Annotated in this window: 11 protein-coding genes; 5 read left to right on the top strand and 6 right to left on the bottom strand. The window is 30.9% G+C overall.

The features are described from left to right. Window positions 1–276, top strand: a 276-nt coding sequence (locus tag AB8B65_RS17810) for a hypothetical protein (RefSeq protein WP_405302635.1), incomplete at its 5' end; no start/stop codon positions are given. A gap of 87 nt (window positions 277–363) precedes the next feature. Next, window positions 364–1620, top strand: a complete 1257-nt coding sequence (locus AB8B65_RS17815) for a DUF6161 domain-containing protein (protein ID WP_405302636.1) — start codon at window positions 364–366, stop codon at window positions 1618–1620. Between the two features lie 51 nt (window positions 1621–1671). Here AB8B65_RS17815 and AB8B65_RS17820 read toward each other — a convergent pair whose 3' ends face one another. Both AB8B65_RS17820 and AB8B65_RS17825 read right to left on the bottom strand, forming a co-directional pair. After that, window positions 1672–1890: a hypothetical protein gene (locus AB8B65_RS17820; RefSeq protein ID WP_405302637.1), complete on the bottom strand. Its 219-nt coding sequence runs from the start codon at window positions 1888–1890 to the stop codon at window positions 1672–1674. Window positions 1891–2588: 698 nt separating this feature from the next. Beyond that, window positions 2589–3305, bottom strand: coding sequence for a LytR/AlgR family response regulator transcription factor (locus AB8B65_RS17825; RefSeq protein WP_405302638.1), 717 nt, complete (start codon window positions 3303–3305; stop codon window positions 2589–2591). Between the two features lie 379 nt (window positions 3306–3684). Here AB8B65_RS17825 and AB8B65_RS17830 point away from each other — a divergent pair, with 379 nt between their 5' ends. The 3 genes from AB8B65_RS17830 (at window position 3685) to AB8B65_RS17840 (ending at window position 9454) form a co-directional block, all read left to right on the top strand. Then, complete coding sequence (locus tag AB8B65_RS17830; RefSeq protein WP_405302639.1) at window positions 3685–6804, top strand: histidine kinase; 3120 nt, start codon at window positions 3685–3687, stop codon at window positions 6802–6804. A 266-nt stretch (window positions 6805–7070) separates the two neighbouring features. Beyond that, a complete protein-coding gene (locus AB8B65_RS17835; protein ID WP_405302640.1) occupies window positions 7071–8525 on the top strand; it encodes a S8/S53 family peptidase in 1455 nt (484 codons plus the stop codon). Between the two features lie 188 nt (window positions 8526–8713). Then, window positions 8714–9454 carry an FISUMP domain-containing protein gene (locus AB8B65_RS17840; RefSeq protein ID WP_405302641.1) on the top strand — a complete coding sequence of 247 codons (741 nt, stop codon included), beginning with the start codon at window positions 8714–8716 and terminating at the stop codon, window positions 9452–9454. 245 nt (window positions 9455–9699) lie between these two features. Here the strand turns inward: AB8B65_RS17840 and AB8B65_RS17845 are convergent, their stop codons facing one another. The 4 genes from AB8B65_RS17845 to AB8B65_RS17860 all read right to left on the bottom strand — a co-directional run bounded on the left by AB8B65_RS17845 (window position 9700) and on the right by AB8B65_RS17860 (window position 16319). After that, window positions 9700–10413 (bottom strand): tetratricopeptide repeat protein, encoded by a 714-nt coding sequence (locus AB8B65_RS17845; protein ID WP_405302643.1) that lies wholly within the window; start codon window positions 10411–10413, stop codon window positions 9700–9702. A 432-nt stretch (window positions 10414–10845) separates the two neighbouring features. After that, window positions 10846–13554: a hypothetical protein gene (locus AB8B65_RS17850; protein ID WP_405302645.1), complete on the bottom strand. Its 2709-nt coding sequence runs from the start codon at window positions 13552–13554 to the stop codon at window positions 10846–10848. A gap of 16 nt (window positions 13555–13570) precedes the next feature. Continuing rightward, complete coding sequence (locus tag AB8B65_RS17855) at window positions 13571–14407, bottom strand: T9SS type A sorting domain-containing protein (protein WP_405302646.1); 837 nt, start codon at window positions 14405–14407, stop codon at window positions 13571–13573. Between the two features lie 4 nt (window positions 14408–14411). Then, window positions 14412–16319: a hypothetical protein gene (locus AB8B65_RS17860; RefSeq protein WP_405302647.1), complete on the bottom strand. Its 1908-nt coding sequence runs from the start codon at window positions 16317–16319 to the stop codon at window positions 14412–14414. Window positions 16320–18056: the final 1737 nt, after the last annotated feature.

Raw genomic sequence — 18056 nt, forward strand, 5'->3', positions numbered from 1 at the left:
AAAAAACCGTTAAGCCTTGATGACCGCATAAATAATTTTCAAAAGCTACAAGGGTTAGCCAATCAACGAGAACGCTTGATGCACACCTTAAATAGTCTAACCAAGTTTAAATACAATAATGGCGACTCTAGTATTTTTCTCATCCGTGATGAAAATGGCGAAGAAGTTAAAACCTCCAACACCAACCTCAGCAAGTTAGTAACTAACCACGTACAAGATACCTTACTAGTCCGTAAAGATGAAATAGAAAAACAAATTCTACAATTTGAGTTGTAAAACAACTCATTAAGAAAATAGTCTCTCGGATTGAGAGGCTATTTTTATATTTCTACTTTTTAGTATATTTAAGAATATTTTTACAAAATGACAACAACAGAACTAACAAGAAAGATAGCTAAAACAAAAAGCCCAAAATGGTTCAATTCTAAAGAAATACATCTTAACTACCCAGATATTAAATTCTCTCAAACATTTAAAGGGTTTGCTTCCATACATAAATTCTTCTCTGATCAAGTTAGAGGCTGGCAAAACACTAAAGGGAATATTCCGAATGACTTGATGAGATCAAAAAATCACTTTATTTCGGTAAAAAAGAAAATTGAAGATTTCCTTGAAAATTTCAAAGATCAACATGACAGAGATTTAAATAGCCAGTGGCGAAATGCACAAAGTATAATAACAAGAAATGATCACTTTTTTCTTTACGACGTTCCAGAAACGGAATTTCTCTTAAAGACACATAAAGAATTCCCCAGTTCTTTTAATTCTGCTTATAATTTTTTAATCAATAAAAGTTCTACTCCAAGTAATAGAGACAGCTTGATTGGCTCCATGTTGGCTTATGAATTTGTATTGAATGATTTTAGTGAATTACCTCAAAGAAGAGACAAAGAGAAAAGATCTATTATTTCGCTTAGAACAAAAATGATCGATTCATTTTCCGAGTCCGAAACACAACTTAGTGACCATATAACCAATATTGAAACTCAGTATCAAGAGTACACTCAAAAAATTGATGATTTAAAAACAGAGAAAGAAACTGACATTTCTGAATGGTTTTCCAATCATAAAGGTAATTTTTCTAAATTTCACAAAGATTCATTAGCCAATATAAGTAAACTTGAAACAACTTATGAAAAACTTTTATCTTTAAAAAAGCCTGCTGAGCATTGGAGAGATCGAGCTAAAGCTATGAAAAAAGAAGGTTGGAAAGCAATATATTGGCTTGTAGGTTTGGTTGTTTTCACTTGTATTACTCTTTTCTTACTTTTGTGGCTAACTCCAAAAGGAGTGCTTCTAAGTTTCATCGAAGACCCAGCAAGTGCTGTTAAATGGTCGATCGTTTATGTAACATTTATTTCTTTTCTCGCTTTTGGAATACGTGCTCTTAATAAAGTAGCTTTTAGCTCTTTTCATCTTGCGCGAGATGCGGAAGAAAGAGAGCAGTTAACTTCATTTTATTTAGCTTTACAAAATGAATCTACTGTGAAAATTGATAAAGAACAAGAAATTCTCATAATGCAATCTTTGTTTAGTAGATCAGATACTGGTTTACTCAAAGACGATTCTGGTCCAAAAATGCCAAATGATTTTACAGGAAAGCTTTTTAGTTCTAAATAAAACTAATACCTAAAGTATAATTATATAAATTAAATTCTATTTCATTACTAATTATTTTTTAAACATATGATGAATCATTACAACAATAGCCTGTCTTTTGGCACTTGCAAGACTCGTTTTGAAATTAGATTTCGTTTCATTATTTTTTATCTTTCTCCCTCTATAGTATACTGACCATATATATTTAAAATTAGAAGTACTTTTTACACGTAAATGATAACCATCATTTGTAAAAGCTTCCTTTTTCTTTTTTGTGCCAGTCCATCTCATTACAGATAATTTTATTTTACTATTATTATGAGTTAAATATGAATACATCTCTTTTTGATTATTTATATAAACTAACCCGTGTGTACACACTATATTGATCACCTCTTACAATAGTTTGTTTTGTTTTATAGTTTTTCTTAATTACCTTTAAAACAAAAAAATCTTTCTTTTTTTCTCTAATTCGAAGCTCTCCATTTTTACTCGTCTTAAACTCGTTTTTAGATATGATATTATTATCACTATCTAAAACTTGTATTATTGCATCACTTAGATTTTCCTTAGATACTCCATCATGTACTTGTATCGTTATTGTAACATATAAACAATTTTCTTTGTGTGAATTTTTTGAGAGCATATTTAATGCAATTATTACAGTTGATTTGATAAGAATTGTCTTTAATCGCCTTATAGCTAGATATGTGCTTTCTACATACTACAGTAAAGTTTATAGAACAAAAACATGGATACCTAAAAATGTAAATAAATCAATATATGATTACAGGGAATTGTACAGAATATTTATTACTTACATGATGATTATAAATTCTATTTTTCAAACTTGATGAGTCAAAATTAAAACATTGTTTGTGTTAAAAATAAAATTTTAAGAAAGACGTATTAATTGGTTGTATGAAGCTTTTAACTGGTAGAAAAAAGATGTTTTTTGGTATTTAATCAAAGTAAAAACGAAATGTTTTTTATTCTTTTAAGCCTATATATTTCAAAAAAAGTTCTTTTTTTCTTCTCGATATAGCTATCCGTTCTCCATTATCCATTACACAAAAAAAACCATCACGCTTATCAACTGAGATTACATTTTTAATATTGACGAGTCTATTTCGGTGGACTCTAAAGAAGAGATTATTGCTCATGAGTTTTTCTTCAAAGACCTTTAAATTTGTTGATGATAAAACTTCAGTATTGTCCTTTAATTTAATTGAGGTATACTTCCCATCGGCAGTTAGATACAGGATATCATCAATTTTTATAAGGTCAATTTTATATGTAGATTGTACAGATAAAAAGTTCCTAGCATCACCAGCAGAGTCTTTCTGTTTTATAAATGTTGAAACTTTATGAACAGCATTTATTAATTTTTGAGAATTTATTGGTTTTAAAATAAAATCAATAACATTGTAATCAAATGCCTGTAGTGCATAATCTCCATAAGCACTAATTACAATAATCTTGAAATCATAATTTTTAAAATTATCTATCACATTAAATCCAGTAATTTCTTCTGTTAGATTTACATCTAAAAAAATAAGATCTAATTCATTATTATCAATAAGTTTAACAGCTTCTGTGTAAGAACTAGCTTCTCCTATCACATTTACTTCAGGACATAAATTTGATAATAAAAGTTTTAAAACTTGTATACTTTTCTTGTTATCATCTATAATTATAGTTTTCATATTCATTCTAAAAAAAATATACTTTATAATGTTAATGCAACAAATAGTTATGTATAAGTTACGCTGCTAACTATAAATAATTAACATGTTGATATCAATATATTAAAGAAACAAAAATAATGATTAGTTTTTCAAAACTCAATCAATAGTCTTGACATATTTTAAAATCCTAAACAAAAGAAATAAACGGTTATTATATTGACTATAATGGTTATTTACAAGCAATAAACGTTTATTTACTCAATTAAGAATGCATTTATTACGTTTTTTTTTTTGTAATTTTAAAAAAAACCAAACCACTAGTGATAATATTCTTATGTCTATTAAATTTATATAACTACAAAAAATCATTATTCTTTTTTGGTAATTCCCCCTACATATGAATATATATATATTAATTGTTTTAAAAAAAACAACCTGTTTTCTTTTATTATTTTTTATACACTACCACAGTTATGCACAAATAAAGCAAAACGAGACTATTCCTTTTGAAAATTTTGGTGAAAGTAAGATAAATAAAAAAATATTACGATTTGACCAGCAAGGCTTTTTATGGTACAATGTTTTAAATGGTTTTGTGAGATATTCAGGGGATGCAAGTCACTTTTTTGAATTTAATCATCCTTCAAAAAAAGAACTTCATACAGACTACTTTCAAGACTTTCTAATAACAGAAAAAGATTTATTGATTGCGGCTACAACGGATGGGATATTATTTTTTGACTTGAATACAGGTGAACGAAAATTGAATATATTTAAAAATGAAGATGGAACTATTCCTTCATTTAATTCAATAAAAAAGGACCCTGAAAAGGATTTGTTTTGGTTAGGCAGTACATCATCAAAGTTTGTCTATTCCTTTTCATTAGAGACAAATACAATAAAAAAATATAATGTTTCCCATGGAAATTATAAAGTGAAATTCGTCAAAAATAGTTGTTTAATATTGATAAATAATGAGGGTGTATTTAAAGCCAAGATTGATAAAAATAGTAATACATTAGATGACCAAATACTGTATCATTATCGAAATACCAACACGAAAGCTGTAATCGTTGAAAATAGTACAATTATGCCTAAAGATGAAGCTGGTTTTTATCTCTATAATAATCGAAAATATACTTTCATTACACTAAAAGACATTGATTGTCAGATCATTGAAATTCCTTTCGATAATGTATTTAAATATAAAGAAAATATTAATGCCAATACATTTGAGCAAAGTGTTTTAATGCAAGACCATACCACAATTAAAGAATATGTTTTGAAAATTTCTAATTCAAAAAAGGTTTTAAAATTAGAAAAAAACGGTATTCATGTTAATAAAGTATTGACTGACCATTTTTCTACTTACGATTGCGTAGAATATGATAATTATAATCTATGGATTCCAACTGAAAGTGGATTGGTAAAACTACCTATTGCAAAATCTCCATTTAAAAGTTTTTTAAAGAATGAAGTAAATTCTATCAGTTGTCGAAGTATTACTGAGATTGATAATCAAATAATAGTATCAACTTACAGTGGTTTTTTTAAAAAAAAACAAGATGAAAACGAGTTTAAAAAACTAAATCTAATTGGTGAAAAGGATTTGAATCTTAAACTAGATTTTTTAAAATTAACATATGGCTTTCATAAATTAAATGATAGTATTTTGTTGACCTATGGATTTTATGATCGTAAGCTTTTTAAAATAAATCTAAAAACTAATAATATTAAAGTCATTAATTTTAACTTAGAAACCTCATATACTCAAGGATTATCTTTTTGGGATATTGTACCTTACAGGCAACAAGAACTATTTGTAGCTAGTAACAATGGCTTGTATCGATTTACTGTTAATCCTGCTGAGAATAGTCTTGTATATGATTTAATAGAAGAAAATCAATTAAATGATACTATAAATTTACAAAATCATAAATTAACTGCTTTACACTTTGATAAACAACATAATAATTTATGGATTGGGTCTGACAGAAAAGGGCTTTACAAGAAAAATTTAGATACTGGATCGGTAATGTTTTATTCAAAAAAAAATAGAACACTTTCTAATAATATAATTACAGATATATATCAAGATACAAATTACAATGTATGGGTAGGAACTGAAAATGGATTACATAAATTTAATTGGAGTGGTAAATTAATCAAAGTTTATAATCAATTAAATGGTTTGCAAAATACTGTAGTAACAAAAATTCAAGAGTCTGACAATGCTATCTGGATTGGAACTTACAAAGGGTTAGCTGCTTTGAATAAAAGTACAGATGAAATTCACTTTTTTTATTCAGAAGATGGTATATCAAACGATGAATTTAATAAAAAATCGGCGTATATAACCAAAGACGGTAAAGCCTATTTTGGAGGAATTGATGGCTTGACTTTTTTTAATCCCAAGAATATCATATTAAACAAAGAAAATTACACACTACATTTACTTGAACTCACAAAATATGATATTCAAAAAAAGGCATCTACAACAAAAAGGTTTGATTTAGACAAGCTAAAAGCAATTACGCTTCCACATGATAAAAATTATATTTCTTTAGAGTTTGGTATTGCTAATTTAGAAGTATCAAAAAATGTTACTTATCAATATCAATTTGATGATAATCCATGGATTTTATTAGATAACAATATTTTAAGCCTTCAAGGATTAGCAGCAGGGGAGCACCACATTAAGGTAAAAGGAATTCCTAAAACAGGGATAAAAACAAATGTTTTAAATTACACTTTAATAATTGATGAAGTTTTTTATAAAAAAAAATGGTTTCAATTATTAATCATTTTTGTTATTTGCTTGGTTGTATACTATTTTTATAAAATCAAACAAAAGCAATTTGCAAAATTGCACCAAAAAAAATTGATAGAATTAGACTTAAAGTTAAAACTTTCTTTGAATTTAATGTCACCCCATTTTATATTTAATATTTTAACTGGACTACAAACTACTACACTTATTGATGATGTATTAGAAGCTAACAAAAATTTTGACCGTTATTCAGAGATTCTTCGGCAAACAATCGATTTGTGTAATAAAGAAAATATAATCTTACAAGAAGAAATTGCTTACATAAAAAAATATATTGAGCTAGAAAATAATTTATTAGAGTCGGATATTGAATTAATCATTGATGTAGACTCAAAAATAAGCTTGGATACTCTTAGTATTCCTACTATGATGTTACAGCCTATTGTAGAAAATGCAATTAGACATGGATTAGTTGAAAAATGTAGAAACAAGCAATTGCATATATGTTTTCAGCTTGCAGAAGAGTTTCTAGTCATTACAGTTGAAGATAATGGTATTGGTAGACATGTAAATAATGATGTTAAAGGTAGAAAGTCATGGGCTACTAGCATTATTAATAATAGGATGGAAATTTACTCTCAATTAGGAAAAGAAATGATTCTAAAAATTCATGATTTAAAAGATGTTGAAGGTAAATCAGTTGGAACTAAAGTTGAACTCAAAATTTTCACACCTTCTTCTTGTTAGTATACTTTTACATACAACCAAAACGTTTATCTCTATAAAATACCATTCATTCTAATATAGTGAACTCTTATTAACTTAGCCTGAGCATCCATAGTTTTTCTTATATCTTGGCTTGAGTATTTAAAAACGTTTATTATAACAGCAATCTCGAAGATAATGCTAATTCCATTTAAATTTCAATACATGGCATGAGATTCACTGATAGAAGCGCTTATTAATATCTATAAAACTACAAGCCGTAAAATTAAAATAAACCTTAACACATTATGAAAAGAATATTAGTCATTTTTTGCTTTTTCATTGCATTACAATCTTGTACAAATGAAGAAGTAAACTCATTAAATGAAGTCCCAGAAAGTAATATTTTAACAAAATCTAAAATTAATGATCTAATTATTGAAAAACAAGGTAAGTTTGAATGGAATGACCTAAATGATGAACAGTTGTATTCAGCTTTCACATATTCAGAAAACTTAGTAATTATTTCATGGAATTATGATTCTGAAAACGACTTAGAAAAAACTAAAATTATAGAATTCATTTTAGATTCGGAAGGTAAAGACAAAAATAAAAAAGATATCATTTTAGAAATAGACGACCAATTAAATTTCGTGTTTGCTAAAATTTATAAAAAAGAGACTCTGTTGGGTTTAAGACGTATGCAGGAAGTTGCTGCCGTTGAGCCAATGTATGCCATATTTACAGAATCAGAATTTCGTACCAAAGAACACACATACACAAAAAAAGATTCAAAAATTAATCCTACTGTCTTTACTGAAAATTCCAGAATTCCAGTAGATACAAGTTGTTTTTATAATCATGCTATTGATGTAGCATGGAATTATGGCTTGTCAGGGCAAGGCATTGAGGTTGCTGTCATTGATAATGGTGTTTATGAAAATGATCCTGAATTTGGAGAAGGTATTAATAGTAGCAATAGAAATGTTAAAAAAAGAAGTCGTTACAAAACTCCTTGGTGGAAGTCTTGGAGAAGTTACAAAGATCCATACCCAGGAACTGATGGTCATGGTACAACAATGACACATTTAATTGGAGCTCCTGAAAATGGATCGAAAGGAACAGGTGTTGCTTACAACACAAATTTAAGAACGGTAAGAAGTACAGGCGGTTTATTAAGTATATGGATAGATATTCCTGACAATATGATGGGAATTGCTCGTTCTTTCTCTTATTTATCAGGTAAACAAAATGTGAAAATAATTTCAATGTCACAAGGAGGTCTTATTCGTTGGACTCCAGTAAAAAGAGGAATAAGGAGATGTTTAGATAATGGAAAGTTAATTTTTTGTGCAGCAGGAACCGTTTCCTCTATTAGTGAAATTAATAACTTTTTAGGCGTACAAACAATTACATTGTTTCCTGCTAACTATTCAATAAATAATTCTAAAAAGGTATATGCCGTAACTGGTGTAGAAAAGGTAACGGGTAGCTTTAATAATGCAGATTGGTGCCAAAACTGTCATGGAATAGCCGATTTTGTTGTGGAATTTGATACTGAAGGCTCTTCTTCAAATTCTACTGCAACTACAGCTGGAATGGCTGCGTTAATTTGGGCAGAGCACCCTAACCTGTCAAGAAGCAGTATTATTGGAAAAATGAAACAGGCTGCGGACAGAACTACTGATGGTACTAAACATCATTTATTTGGATATGGTAGGGTAAATATGGAACAATATTTAATTAACGAAGGAAGATTATAAATAATAATTTTTTGGAATGAGTCATCTGTTATACTTTAAAAAAAGGAATATGTGATGTGTTAAAGATAAGCTAACTAACAAAATTCCAGTTTTTTCAGTTTACATTATACTCATATAACTATTATATTTAAAAGAATACTAACTGCAACATTAATATATAGGTGTTGTAATACATTAATAAACAGAATATGAAAAAATATCATTTTATCTTAGTTTTAATTTCATTTGGCTTAATGCTATCATCTTGTGATGAAGATGAAGATAATGTTGAAAATCAAAATCAAGAAATTACTTTAACCGATATTGATGGAAATATTTATCAAACCGTCACTATAGGGAATCAAGTTTGGATGGCAGAAAATTTAAAAACTACGACTTTAAACGATGGTACTCCTATAACTGAATATAGACATTTTGATCCAAATCAGTCCTCATTTTCTTGGATAGACACAAGCAATCCTCAAATGCTTTTTCAATGGGCAGACACTTCTGATTTAGGAAACTTGTATCCTGATGAATTACCATTTGAATTTTACGGCGCGCATTACAACAACGAAACAATTGTATCAGGAAAATTAGAAATAGAAGGTTGGAGATTGCCAACGCAACAAGACTTTATTGAACTTAGAGATTATGTAGCCAGTCAAGGTAATTCAGGAAATGAAGCTACCGTATTAAAAAGTGAAATAGGCTGGTTTGATTCATCTATTAATGGAACAGACCAATATGGTTTTAATGTTAAACCTGCTGGAAATACTATTTTAGGGGGAACGCCCGATTTTGCTTCGTTAAATGCAAGATTATGTACTTCTGATATTAACCCTACTAACAACAAACGAAAATTAGCTACTTTTTTTGATAATGACGAAATATCATTTGAAGAGATGGATGTTAGAAACGGTTTTAGCGTACGTTTAATTAAAGAATAAGCATAGTAATTATATACACTTAAACAACAAGCTGAAAATCCTCAAGGGTTTTCAGCTTGTTTGTTTTAGGAATGTTTAGTGCTACACCAGACAACTCCGCATAACATAGAGTGTAAGATTGAAGTATACCTTTTCACACTTTAGTTTCTTTAAAATCTAGCCTTGCAAGAAATACTTGTTAGTAAAATTGATGCGTTCACAAAAAAGTTACATACATCATTATCATAACAAAAGTAGTTTCTAAATTATTTTTTACTTTCAAGAACTAAAGCATTATTATTTTGTTTTGCTAAGGCAAATTCAGGCATTATCTCCAGTGCTTTTTTAAAGGCACTTACGGCAGTAGCTTTATCATTTAAATTGAAATGAATAAGCCCTTGTAAATTATAAACAGCTGCTTTTAAAACAACTTTTTGATTTTTAGTTTTATCAACTGGTAATGCGATATAAGCATTTTCAACAGGCGCACAATTTAAGGTTTGTGCTATGGTAGTTTTTGCTTCTGCAAAACGTTGTATATTAAATTGTAATTGTGCCAATTGATATCCATGAGCCATGTTGTTTGTGAGTCTGAACAAACTTTCATACGCGGTTATAGCTTGTTTAGTATCTCCAAGTTGCTGCAAACTGATAGCATTTATTTCTAAAAGCTCCGTATTACTTGGTTTTGTTTGCAATAATTCCTTAGCTAAAAGATGACTACTTACATACCTGCCAGCACTATAATAGGCTATTACAAGCGTGTCTTTGTAGGTAGAGTTTGCACCTTCAGTTGCAATGATATGATGTATGCTGTTAATGGCTGTTTGCATATCATTATAGCGTAACGCTTGTGCTACAATATTTTTTTGACTATTTAATTGGTTTTGTTTTAAATCGTTTAGTGTTAGTTTTTGAGCAACGGTAACATTTCCTATTAAAATAAATGTAGTAATAATTAGAGTTTTTATAATTTTCATATCGTTTGGTGTTTGATAATATTTTTAATATAACATAATATAGCTTGTCTCATTTACACCTTTTATTTGTTGAACCTTTGATACAAATGCTTTGTTTTATTGATGTAAAGAAACCTTGTGTTTTAAAGAGAAAAAGTTTTAAAGCTATTTTTAATCCATTGACTTTATTGTAATTGTTGAGACAATTGTATGGGAGCATTTATTTTTAGTATAATTTTCTGCTTTAATTATATTAGTTTCTATATTTCCATTAAATGTATGCGCTTCTGTTTATAAGTCTTGTTCTATACTTGTTAACATACAAAGGTTTAGCCATTTAATTACTATAGTATGTAATACTGTTATGTCTCAAAAAAAGTGTGAGTAATTAATTATTACCCACACTTTTTGTATTGTTATTATTAGCATATTCTATACGCTACAAAATGAGTATTAATGTAAATCTACCCATGCAGCACCATCATAGCCTTGAAACTTAGAAGTAGTAGTATTAAAACGAATCATTCCTGCAACAGGTGTAGCATCTCCAAAGGTATCTGAAGAACCAACTTTAATATATCCATTTACATCTAACTTTACACTTGGTGATGTTGTGCCAACGCCTACGTTACCATTGTGGTCTATACGCATACGTTCAACGGAAGTTATAGTTGCATTTTCTACTGTTGAGAAAGTTATTCTACCTCCAACACCTGTTGCGGAGTAATCTTCAGAAGCAGACATTTCTATTTTAGAAGATTCTAAAAAATCCGTACCATTATACCCATCTGCTCTTAAAGTCGTAATTCTGCCTCCATTTGTTACTGGTGTTGGATTTTCCAAAGTACCACGAGATTTTTGACCTACAAAATACGCTGCATGCCAAAATGCAGAACCAGAGGCTACTTGTCTAATTTCTGCAGGACCTTGTTCTCTGTGGATTTCCAGAGCTTTAATTGTTGAGTCATCTGTTCCAATACCAACGCTACCGTTGTCAAGAACAACAAATTGATTTGTCCCAGATCGTGCTGTAGTACCATCAGATAGCGTATTTAGTTTTACTAGTGTATTTGTTGCATCGTTAGAGAACAAACCGCCAGTACCTGCTGCACTTTCTACCCATGCAGTACCATTATAATGCCAAAAACTATTTGTTGTCGTGTCATACACTTCTAAAGCGGTTGCTGGAGTTGCAATTGCAGTACGCTCTGCTGTGGTCATCCTAGGCATTAAAAAACCTTTAGTAGTAGATGCAACATCTAAAATTGCGGATGCTTCTGGTGTCGTTGTGCCAACGCCTAAGTTACCATTAGAATCTACACGTAAGCGCTCACTACCTCCAGTATATAGTGCTAAAGAGTTAGCTGCAGCAAGTTCAAAACCTGTGTCACTATCTTTAATGGCAAAATCTATAGTTGAATTATTAACACCTACACCTATATTACCATTTTCAGTATCCATAATCATTAGTGACCTAGTATCTCCTTTTTCTGTAGGTCCGTGTCCTCCTCTAAATACAACTCTCGAATCTGTTCCTAAGCTACCTCCACCAGTATGGTAAGAATGAAATGCTGTTCCTGCACCACCTCCATCATAACTAAAAGCACTTCCAAATGCGGCTGTACCATTATTATCTAAATCAAATAAATCTTGATTTGGATCATTACCAGTTGTAAGCATTACTCTTGTATTTTGATCCTGCATTACGAGTTTTTTACCATCAACATCAGTTCCTACGTTAGTAGTACCGACACCTATGTCACCATTATTAGCAATAATCATTCTAGTTTGAACTGTTGTTGATCCATCTTCTGTTGTTTTGAACTCCATTCTTGTAGAAGTAGAGGATGAAGACCAATTACTGTTAGCTCTAAAAGAAATAGTTGCTTTAGCATCTGCATTACCAATTACACCATTACTACCACCAGCTTCAATAACTGCTATTTCATCTCCCGACGATAGAGGCAAATAGTTTGTTCCACCAGCATCTAATTTTCTTCTTCTTAATATAGTTCTGGTAGAACCTCCTAATGAGTTTAATTCCAAAACTGATCTATCTTCACTTTGAGCATATATAAGACCTCTGTGTCCTAACATAGATGTCTGGTTAGATCGTAGCGTTGGAGCGTTAACATTTCCATTTTCTATAGCTCCATTGTCTCTAATTATTATTTGGTTGTCTCCAGATCGTGCTGTAGTACCATCAGATAGATTGGTAAGGCTAACAAGTGAATTAGTACTGTCATTAGTCCATTTAGAGGCACCAGCTGCATTTTCTACCCACGCACTTCCATTATAATGCCAAAAACTATTTGTTGTCGTGTCATATACTTCTAAAGCTGTTGCTGGAGTTGCAATTGCAGTACGCTCTGTTGTAGTCATTCTAGGCATTAAAAAACCTTTAGTAGTAGATGCAACATCTAAAATTGCGGATGCTTCTGGTGTCGTTGTGCCGACAGCTAAAGTACCACCACTTACTAATCGCATTCTTTCCGTTAAATTACCAAAACCAGTATCTCTAACTGAAAAACTTAAGAAGCCTCCCGTAGCATTATCATTATTAACAGCATTTATACTAGAAGTAAAAAAAATATTATTGCTTCCTCTGGCTAATAATTGCATCCCTGCAGAAGTTTGCGCTGTTGTATTGTCATTATTCCTAATAGTAAAACCTCTTTCTAAAATATTTGTATTAGTGGGGTCATATACCAAGTTAGAATTGTAATTTACGCTAAGCGTAGTTGTTGGTAAGCCACCTGAGTTGGTACCCAAACTTAAAGCGTTGTTATCTCCAATTACAAATTCCGCACCTACAGGTCTTGGCGTTGTACCATCAGATAGTGTATTTAGCTTTACTAATGTATTTGCTGCATCGTTAGCGAACAAACCGCCAGTGCCTGTAGTGGCTTCTACCCATGCGGTACCATTCCAAAGCATTACTTTATTGGTGGTAGTGTTATATACTTGTAGTCCTGCTTCTGTGGCATCTAGTGTACCGTCTACAGGGACTAAAGTAGTGTGGTCTGCCATACGTGGTAGTAACATTCCTTGATTTCCTGAAATTTCTAAAGTTGCTTGCGGTGTGGTAGTCCCAACACCAACTTGCGCAAAAGCTGAAACGCTTGTTGTCAAAAAGGTGATTATAAATATTAGTTTTTTCATTTTATTTCTATTTGTATTATTCTATAATTATTTTTTTTGTCAGTGTTTTACTGTCTGCCTTTATTTTTAAAAAATAAATACCAGTTTGCACATTTTGAATGTTTACTGTGTTAGCTCCGCTGTTTAACATGAATTGCCCATAGTCTTTCACTAATCGTCCTTGCAAGTCTATAAAACTCATGCTTACATTTTGGCTGTTGTTTGACCAATTGATAGTAAACTTAGCCTCTGAAGTATTTACAGGGTTGGGAGAAATTGAAAAATCTTGAAAGCTATTGTCCTCAATACTCAACGGCATAAAATTGTGCAATGAAGTACCGGACAAACCAGATGGTGTATTAACTGTGTTTGAAAAGTTTGACATTCCATCATTTGTAGCATCTGCAGTTAAAAAACTTTGTAACGGAGTTACTGTAGTAGCCAAACTAGAATCATTTGCTAATATGCTAATTGTTCCTGCTGATGCTGGCTGATTTAACTGAAAAGTAACCACTGTTGTATTCATTCCAGTAGAAGGCGCATCTATCGAAATAGGGCTTCCTAATGTTTCCGTGATTAGATATCCATCAATAGAAGGATCTCCCACATTATTACCATCAAAAAAAGTTGCCGAAGCTGAACTTCCTAAAGAAGATTGTATGCTTCCTGTAACTCCATCAGACAATATGATTGTGAAACCATAACTCTGAACGGATGTTGCAAAAGTAGAAGTGTTCGTTTCTGGTACTATTTGTATGGTATAATTGAAGTTATTATTATCAATTAACGTGTATGTATAATCGGTTTGTGCTTTTAACTGAATGCTAAGTAGCAACAGAAACGCGATTATGATTGTATTTACTGTCTTTTTCATTGAATTAATTTTCAGGTAATTGTTCTTGTATTTGATAGGTACTAAAGTTTAAGAAGTTTCCTGGATGTGATAGCACATTTTGTAGTATAAGCGGTGTGTCAGGCGTTGTTCCTGTATACTGTGTGATTCCATCCATGTTTACATCGTGTACATTATATCCAGTAAGTGCAAAAGTTGGAAAGTTTAAGAAATTCCCTGGTGCGTTCAGCACTTCTGATAGTATAGACGGAGAATCTGGTGTTGTTCCAGAATACTGAACAACAGTATCTCCATTTACATTACCAGCCCACATACCCATAGTACCACCAGCTAATTGAACTCTAGCATTTTGACCAAAAGTTGCTGTTGTGTTTGTGGTAAAATCAATATTCGTTGGTGTTGACGATAATGCAACTACTGCATTGGTTACTATAGCTAAATGATTTCTATGCTTTACAGCAATTGAATACGGTACTGAACCTACTTGAAATGTTACAGAGGAACTACCATCGATACCAACTACATCTCCATCGCGTTGTATAAGCGCAGATTTTGCAGCAATAATATTTTGATTATTTCCTTTATCTCTTAGTTCTATCCAAACCCAATCAACAATTGCATTGCTTCCTGAAGTGTTAAGTACGGAACCATTCATTACTACCGCATCACCATATGGGCTTGTAAGTGGAATATGATTTCCTGTTCTTAGATCATCTCTCATGAGCGTTTCTTCACCAGGTATTGGATCTACTTTTGCTCCTTGTAAAAATACTTTAACGTTAAGACTTACAAACGTTTCTGGATCAAATTTATCTTCAATTCCATCATTATCAATATCTGTATCTCCTGTATCTGTATTTCCGTCTTGTGGCGAATCATCTGCATCGGCAGCATCGTGGATACCATCATTATCAGAATCTTGACCATTGAGTGGTGTTCCAGTTCCTGTTGGATCAACATCCGCTACATCAGGAATACCATCATTATCAGTATCAACAGGATCAGTTTTGTCATAAGGATCTACAATATTGATGATTCCATCACTATCTGTATCGCCATTGTTGGTTGCTGTAGTATGATCTACATCAGCACCATTTTGAATACCATCGTTGTCAGTATCTGTATTACTTGTAGCACCTGAGTCAACATCAGCACCATCTGGAATACCGTCATTGTCGCTGTCTACATTGTTTGGATTAGTTCCGTTTGCTGTTTCTGACCGATCTGTTATTCCGTCACCGTCTGTATCTGCAGCACCAGTATCTAATGTTCCATCGCCATCCGCGTCAGCATCAGCGTAGTTAGGAATACCGTCACCATCTAAATCTGTTTCATCTCTTGAAGCTAATGCAAATAAACCATAACCCGTTGAAGTTTGGTAGTTTACCCATTCAGTTCCGTTAAACCTTACAATAATTAAGGCTTGCGAAGTATTTCCTCCATAGGTTGCTCCTGTTAATTCCGATAAACCAGATACATTAACATTTGTAGAAGTTCCTGCATTTTGTGTTACAGACCAATATTCTACATCGCTTAATGTATAATCAGCTATTGATGAAGCTAGTGTTCCTGTTGGGGATGATCTAAAATATTCACATGAAATTTCATCTGTAGCGCTTGTTGTAATCGTTACTGTAGATTGCTCAACATCACCTACGTTTACTGTAGTTGTTCCAGCTCCAAACACAATAATGTTTCCATCAACATACTCTGAAGGTGTTATCCATGTACTACCAGCTTGCAAGTAAAAGTTACCGTTTGGATGTTTTGTAACAACTTGATTTCCTACAGAAAAGTTAGTATTATTGTTTAGTGTAAAGACTCCTCCATTGTCAACATGTAGCTGTTGTGCATTAGCTGTTGAAAACAGAACGCTCAAAAAAAGTATATACAAATACCTGTTTGATAGTTTAGTAATGTAATTTTTGTTCATATTTTTTTAAAATTTAATTTGTTATAAATACAGAGGGTTAGTTATCTAGATCCGTATTCGGGAATTATTACAAATCTCTATATTTCTATTCTACATGAAGCATATACCAACTGCCTTTTAATAGGTGGGTTAAAGAAAAACTTAATCGGTAATAAATGCAGAGTGAAAGGTTTTGTTTTTTTAAGTGAAATTGTTTTTTGTAAAATACACTTAGGTTACTTGAAAGAATCCTCTTTGGATAATGTTTTGCATTTTATAAAAATATCTCTCTATTGTCACACAAAAAACTCCTAATGATTAAGGGTTTATCAATTAGGAGTATCATGCTATAAAATTTTAGGGAATAGAATAACATTTATCAGATTATTAATGTAATGTTACAAATTAAATATATTAGTATATTGGTATATTTAATGATCGGTTAGTTATATGGAATGAATGGCGTTTTATCTGTAATTTATCATCTTCTGTTTTAATCCATAATTAGTTTTAACTGATATTAATATCATGAAGCACTTAATAAAGAAAAATACTTTTTAATAAATACATCAATCTCTATAAAAGTTTTAAGTTCTAAACTTTATTCATAATTTCATGCATGCTATATAACATTAGTCTTTTAGATAAAAAATTTTTCATATAATATTTATATTCAACATCAATCATAAGAAAATTTCATCATAATCACTTTAATAGTATTATTATGTGATTGATAGTATTTTTTAAAACTAAGAAATTAGAGAACGAATAATAATTACCTAGGTTATATAACAGATAAGAAAAAAATGAGTTTTCATTCATTAGTATAGTATGATTACCACTTAAACTTCAAAAAACTATTGCTGATTTTTACTATATTTGAATATTATTAATCATCAAATGATAAAAATCTAAACGCATATACAAACGCATATAGATTGTCTATTATAAGCGAGGTTCTAAAAACTTAATCAACTGATAATCAATTATGATTATTTTAGTAATTGAGTTCATAACCCGGAGGTCGCGGGATCGTGCCCCGCTCTCGCTACAACGAAACCCATTGATTTTCAATGGGTTTCGTCTTTTTTAGAGCTTTTTTTTCAGTACTCTAGTATCGTTAGGAGTACTGTTTTTGAATTTTTCACATATTATACCAATCACTTAATCAGTTATTTATACTACAAGACCTTTAGGGTAAGAGCTTAGGATTAGAGTTTTTATTGAAGATTTCTACATTCTTCATAGCTTTCAACACTACATTTTCATTAACATAATGTCTTCTTAACACTTCTTTTGAAGTGTGATAGGATAAAAAGCCTGTATCTTCTTTCATCGTCATAGCTAAATAAGTTAGATATGTTTTTCGCAAATGTTTAAATTGTAATTCTTTTCCTGTGTTTAATAAATTATAAAAATGACTGAATCCTCTAGACAAATTATCTTTCAATACATCAATTGTAATATTTCTTTCAGGGAATAAAATATATTCATCGCTTCCTATTTTTATCTTTATATCCCATTCTGTTCAGTAAGTCGGAAAAATTTTTTATTACTGGAATAATTTTAGGAGCAACATTAGCATTGTAACCATCTCCCTTTTGACGCTCTACCTTGAAATTTCTTATTTCTTTAGAAATGAAAGTTTTGATAAGATTAATAAGTGAAAAATTAGCAGTTTAGTATCCTTATCTTTTTGTAATAAGTTCAACCTAAGTTTTTGTCCAATTCATAGATAGCTAATTACGGTATTTTTAA

It is taken from the genome of Kordia sp., assembly GCF_045105435.1.
Classification (GTDB): Bacteria; Bacteroidota; Bacteroidia; order Flavobacteriales; family Flavobacteriaceae; genus Kordia.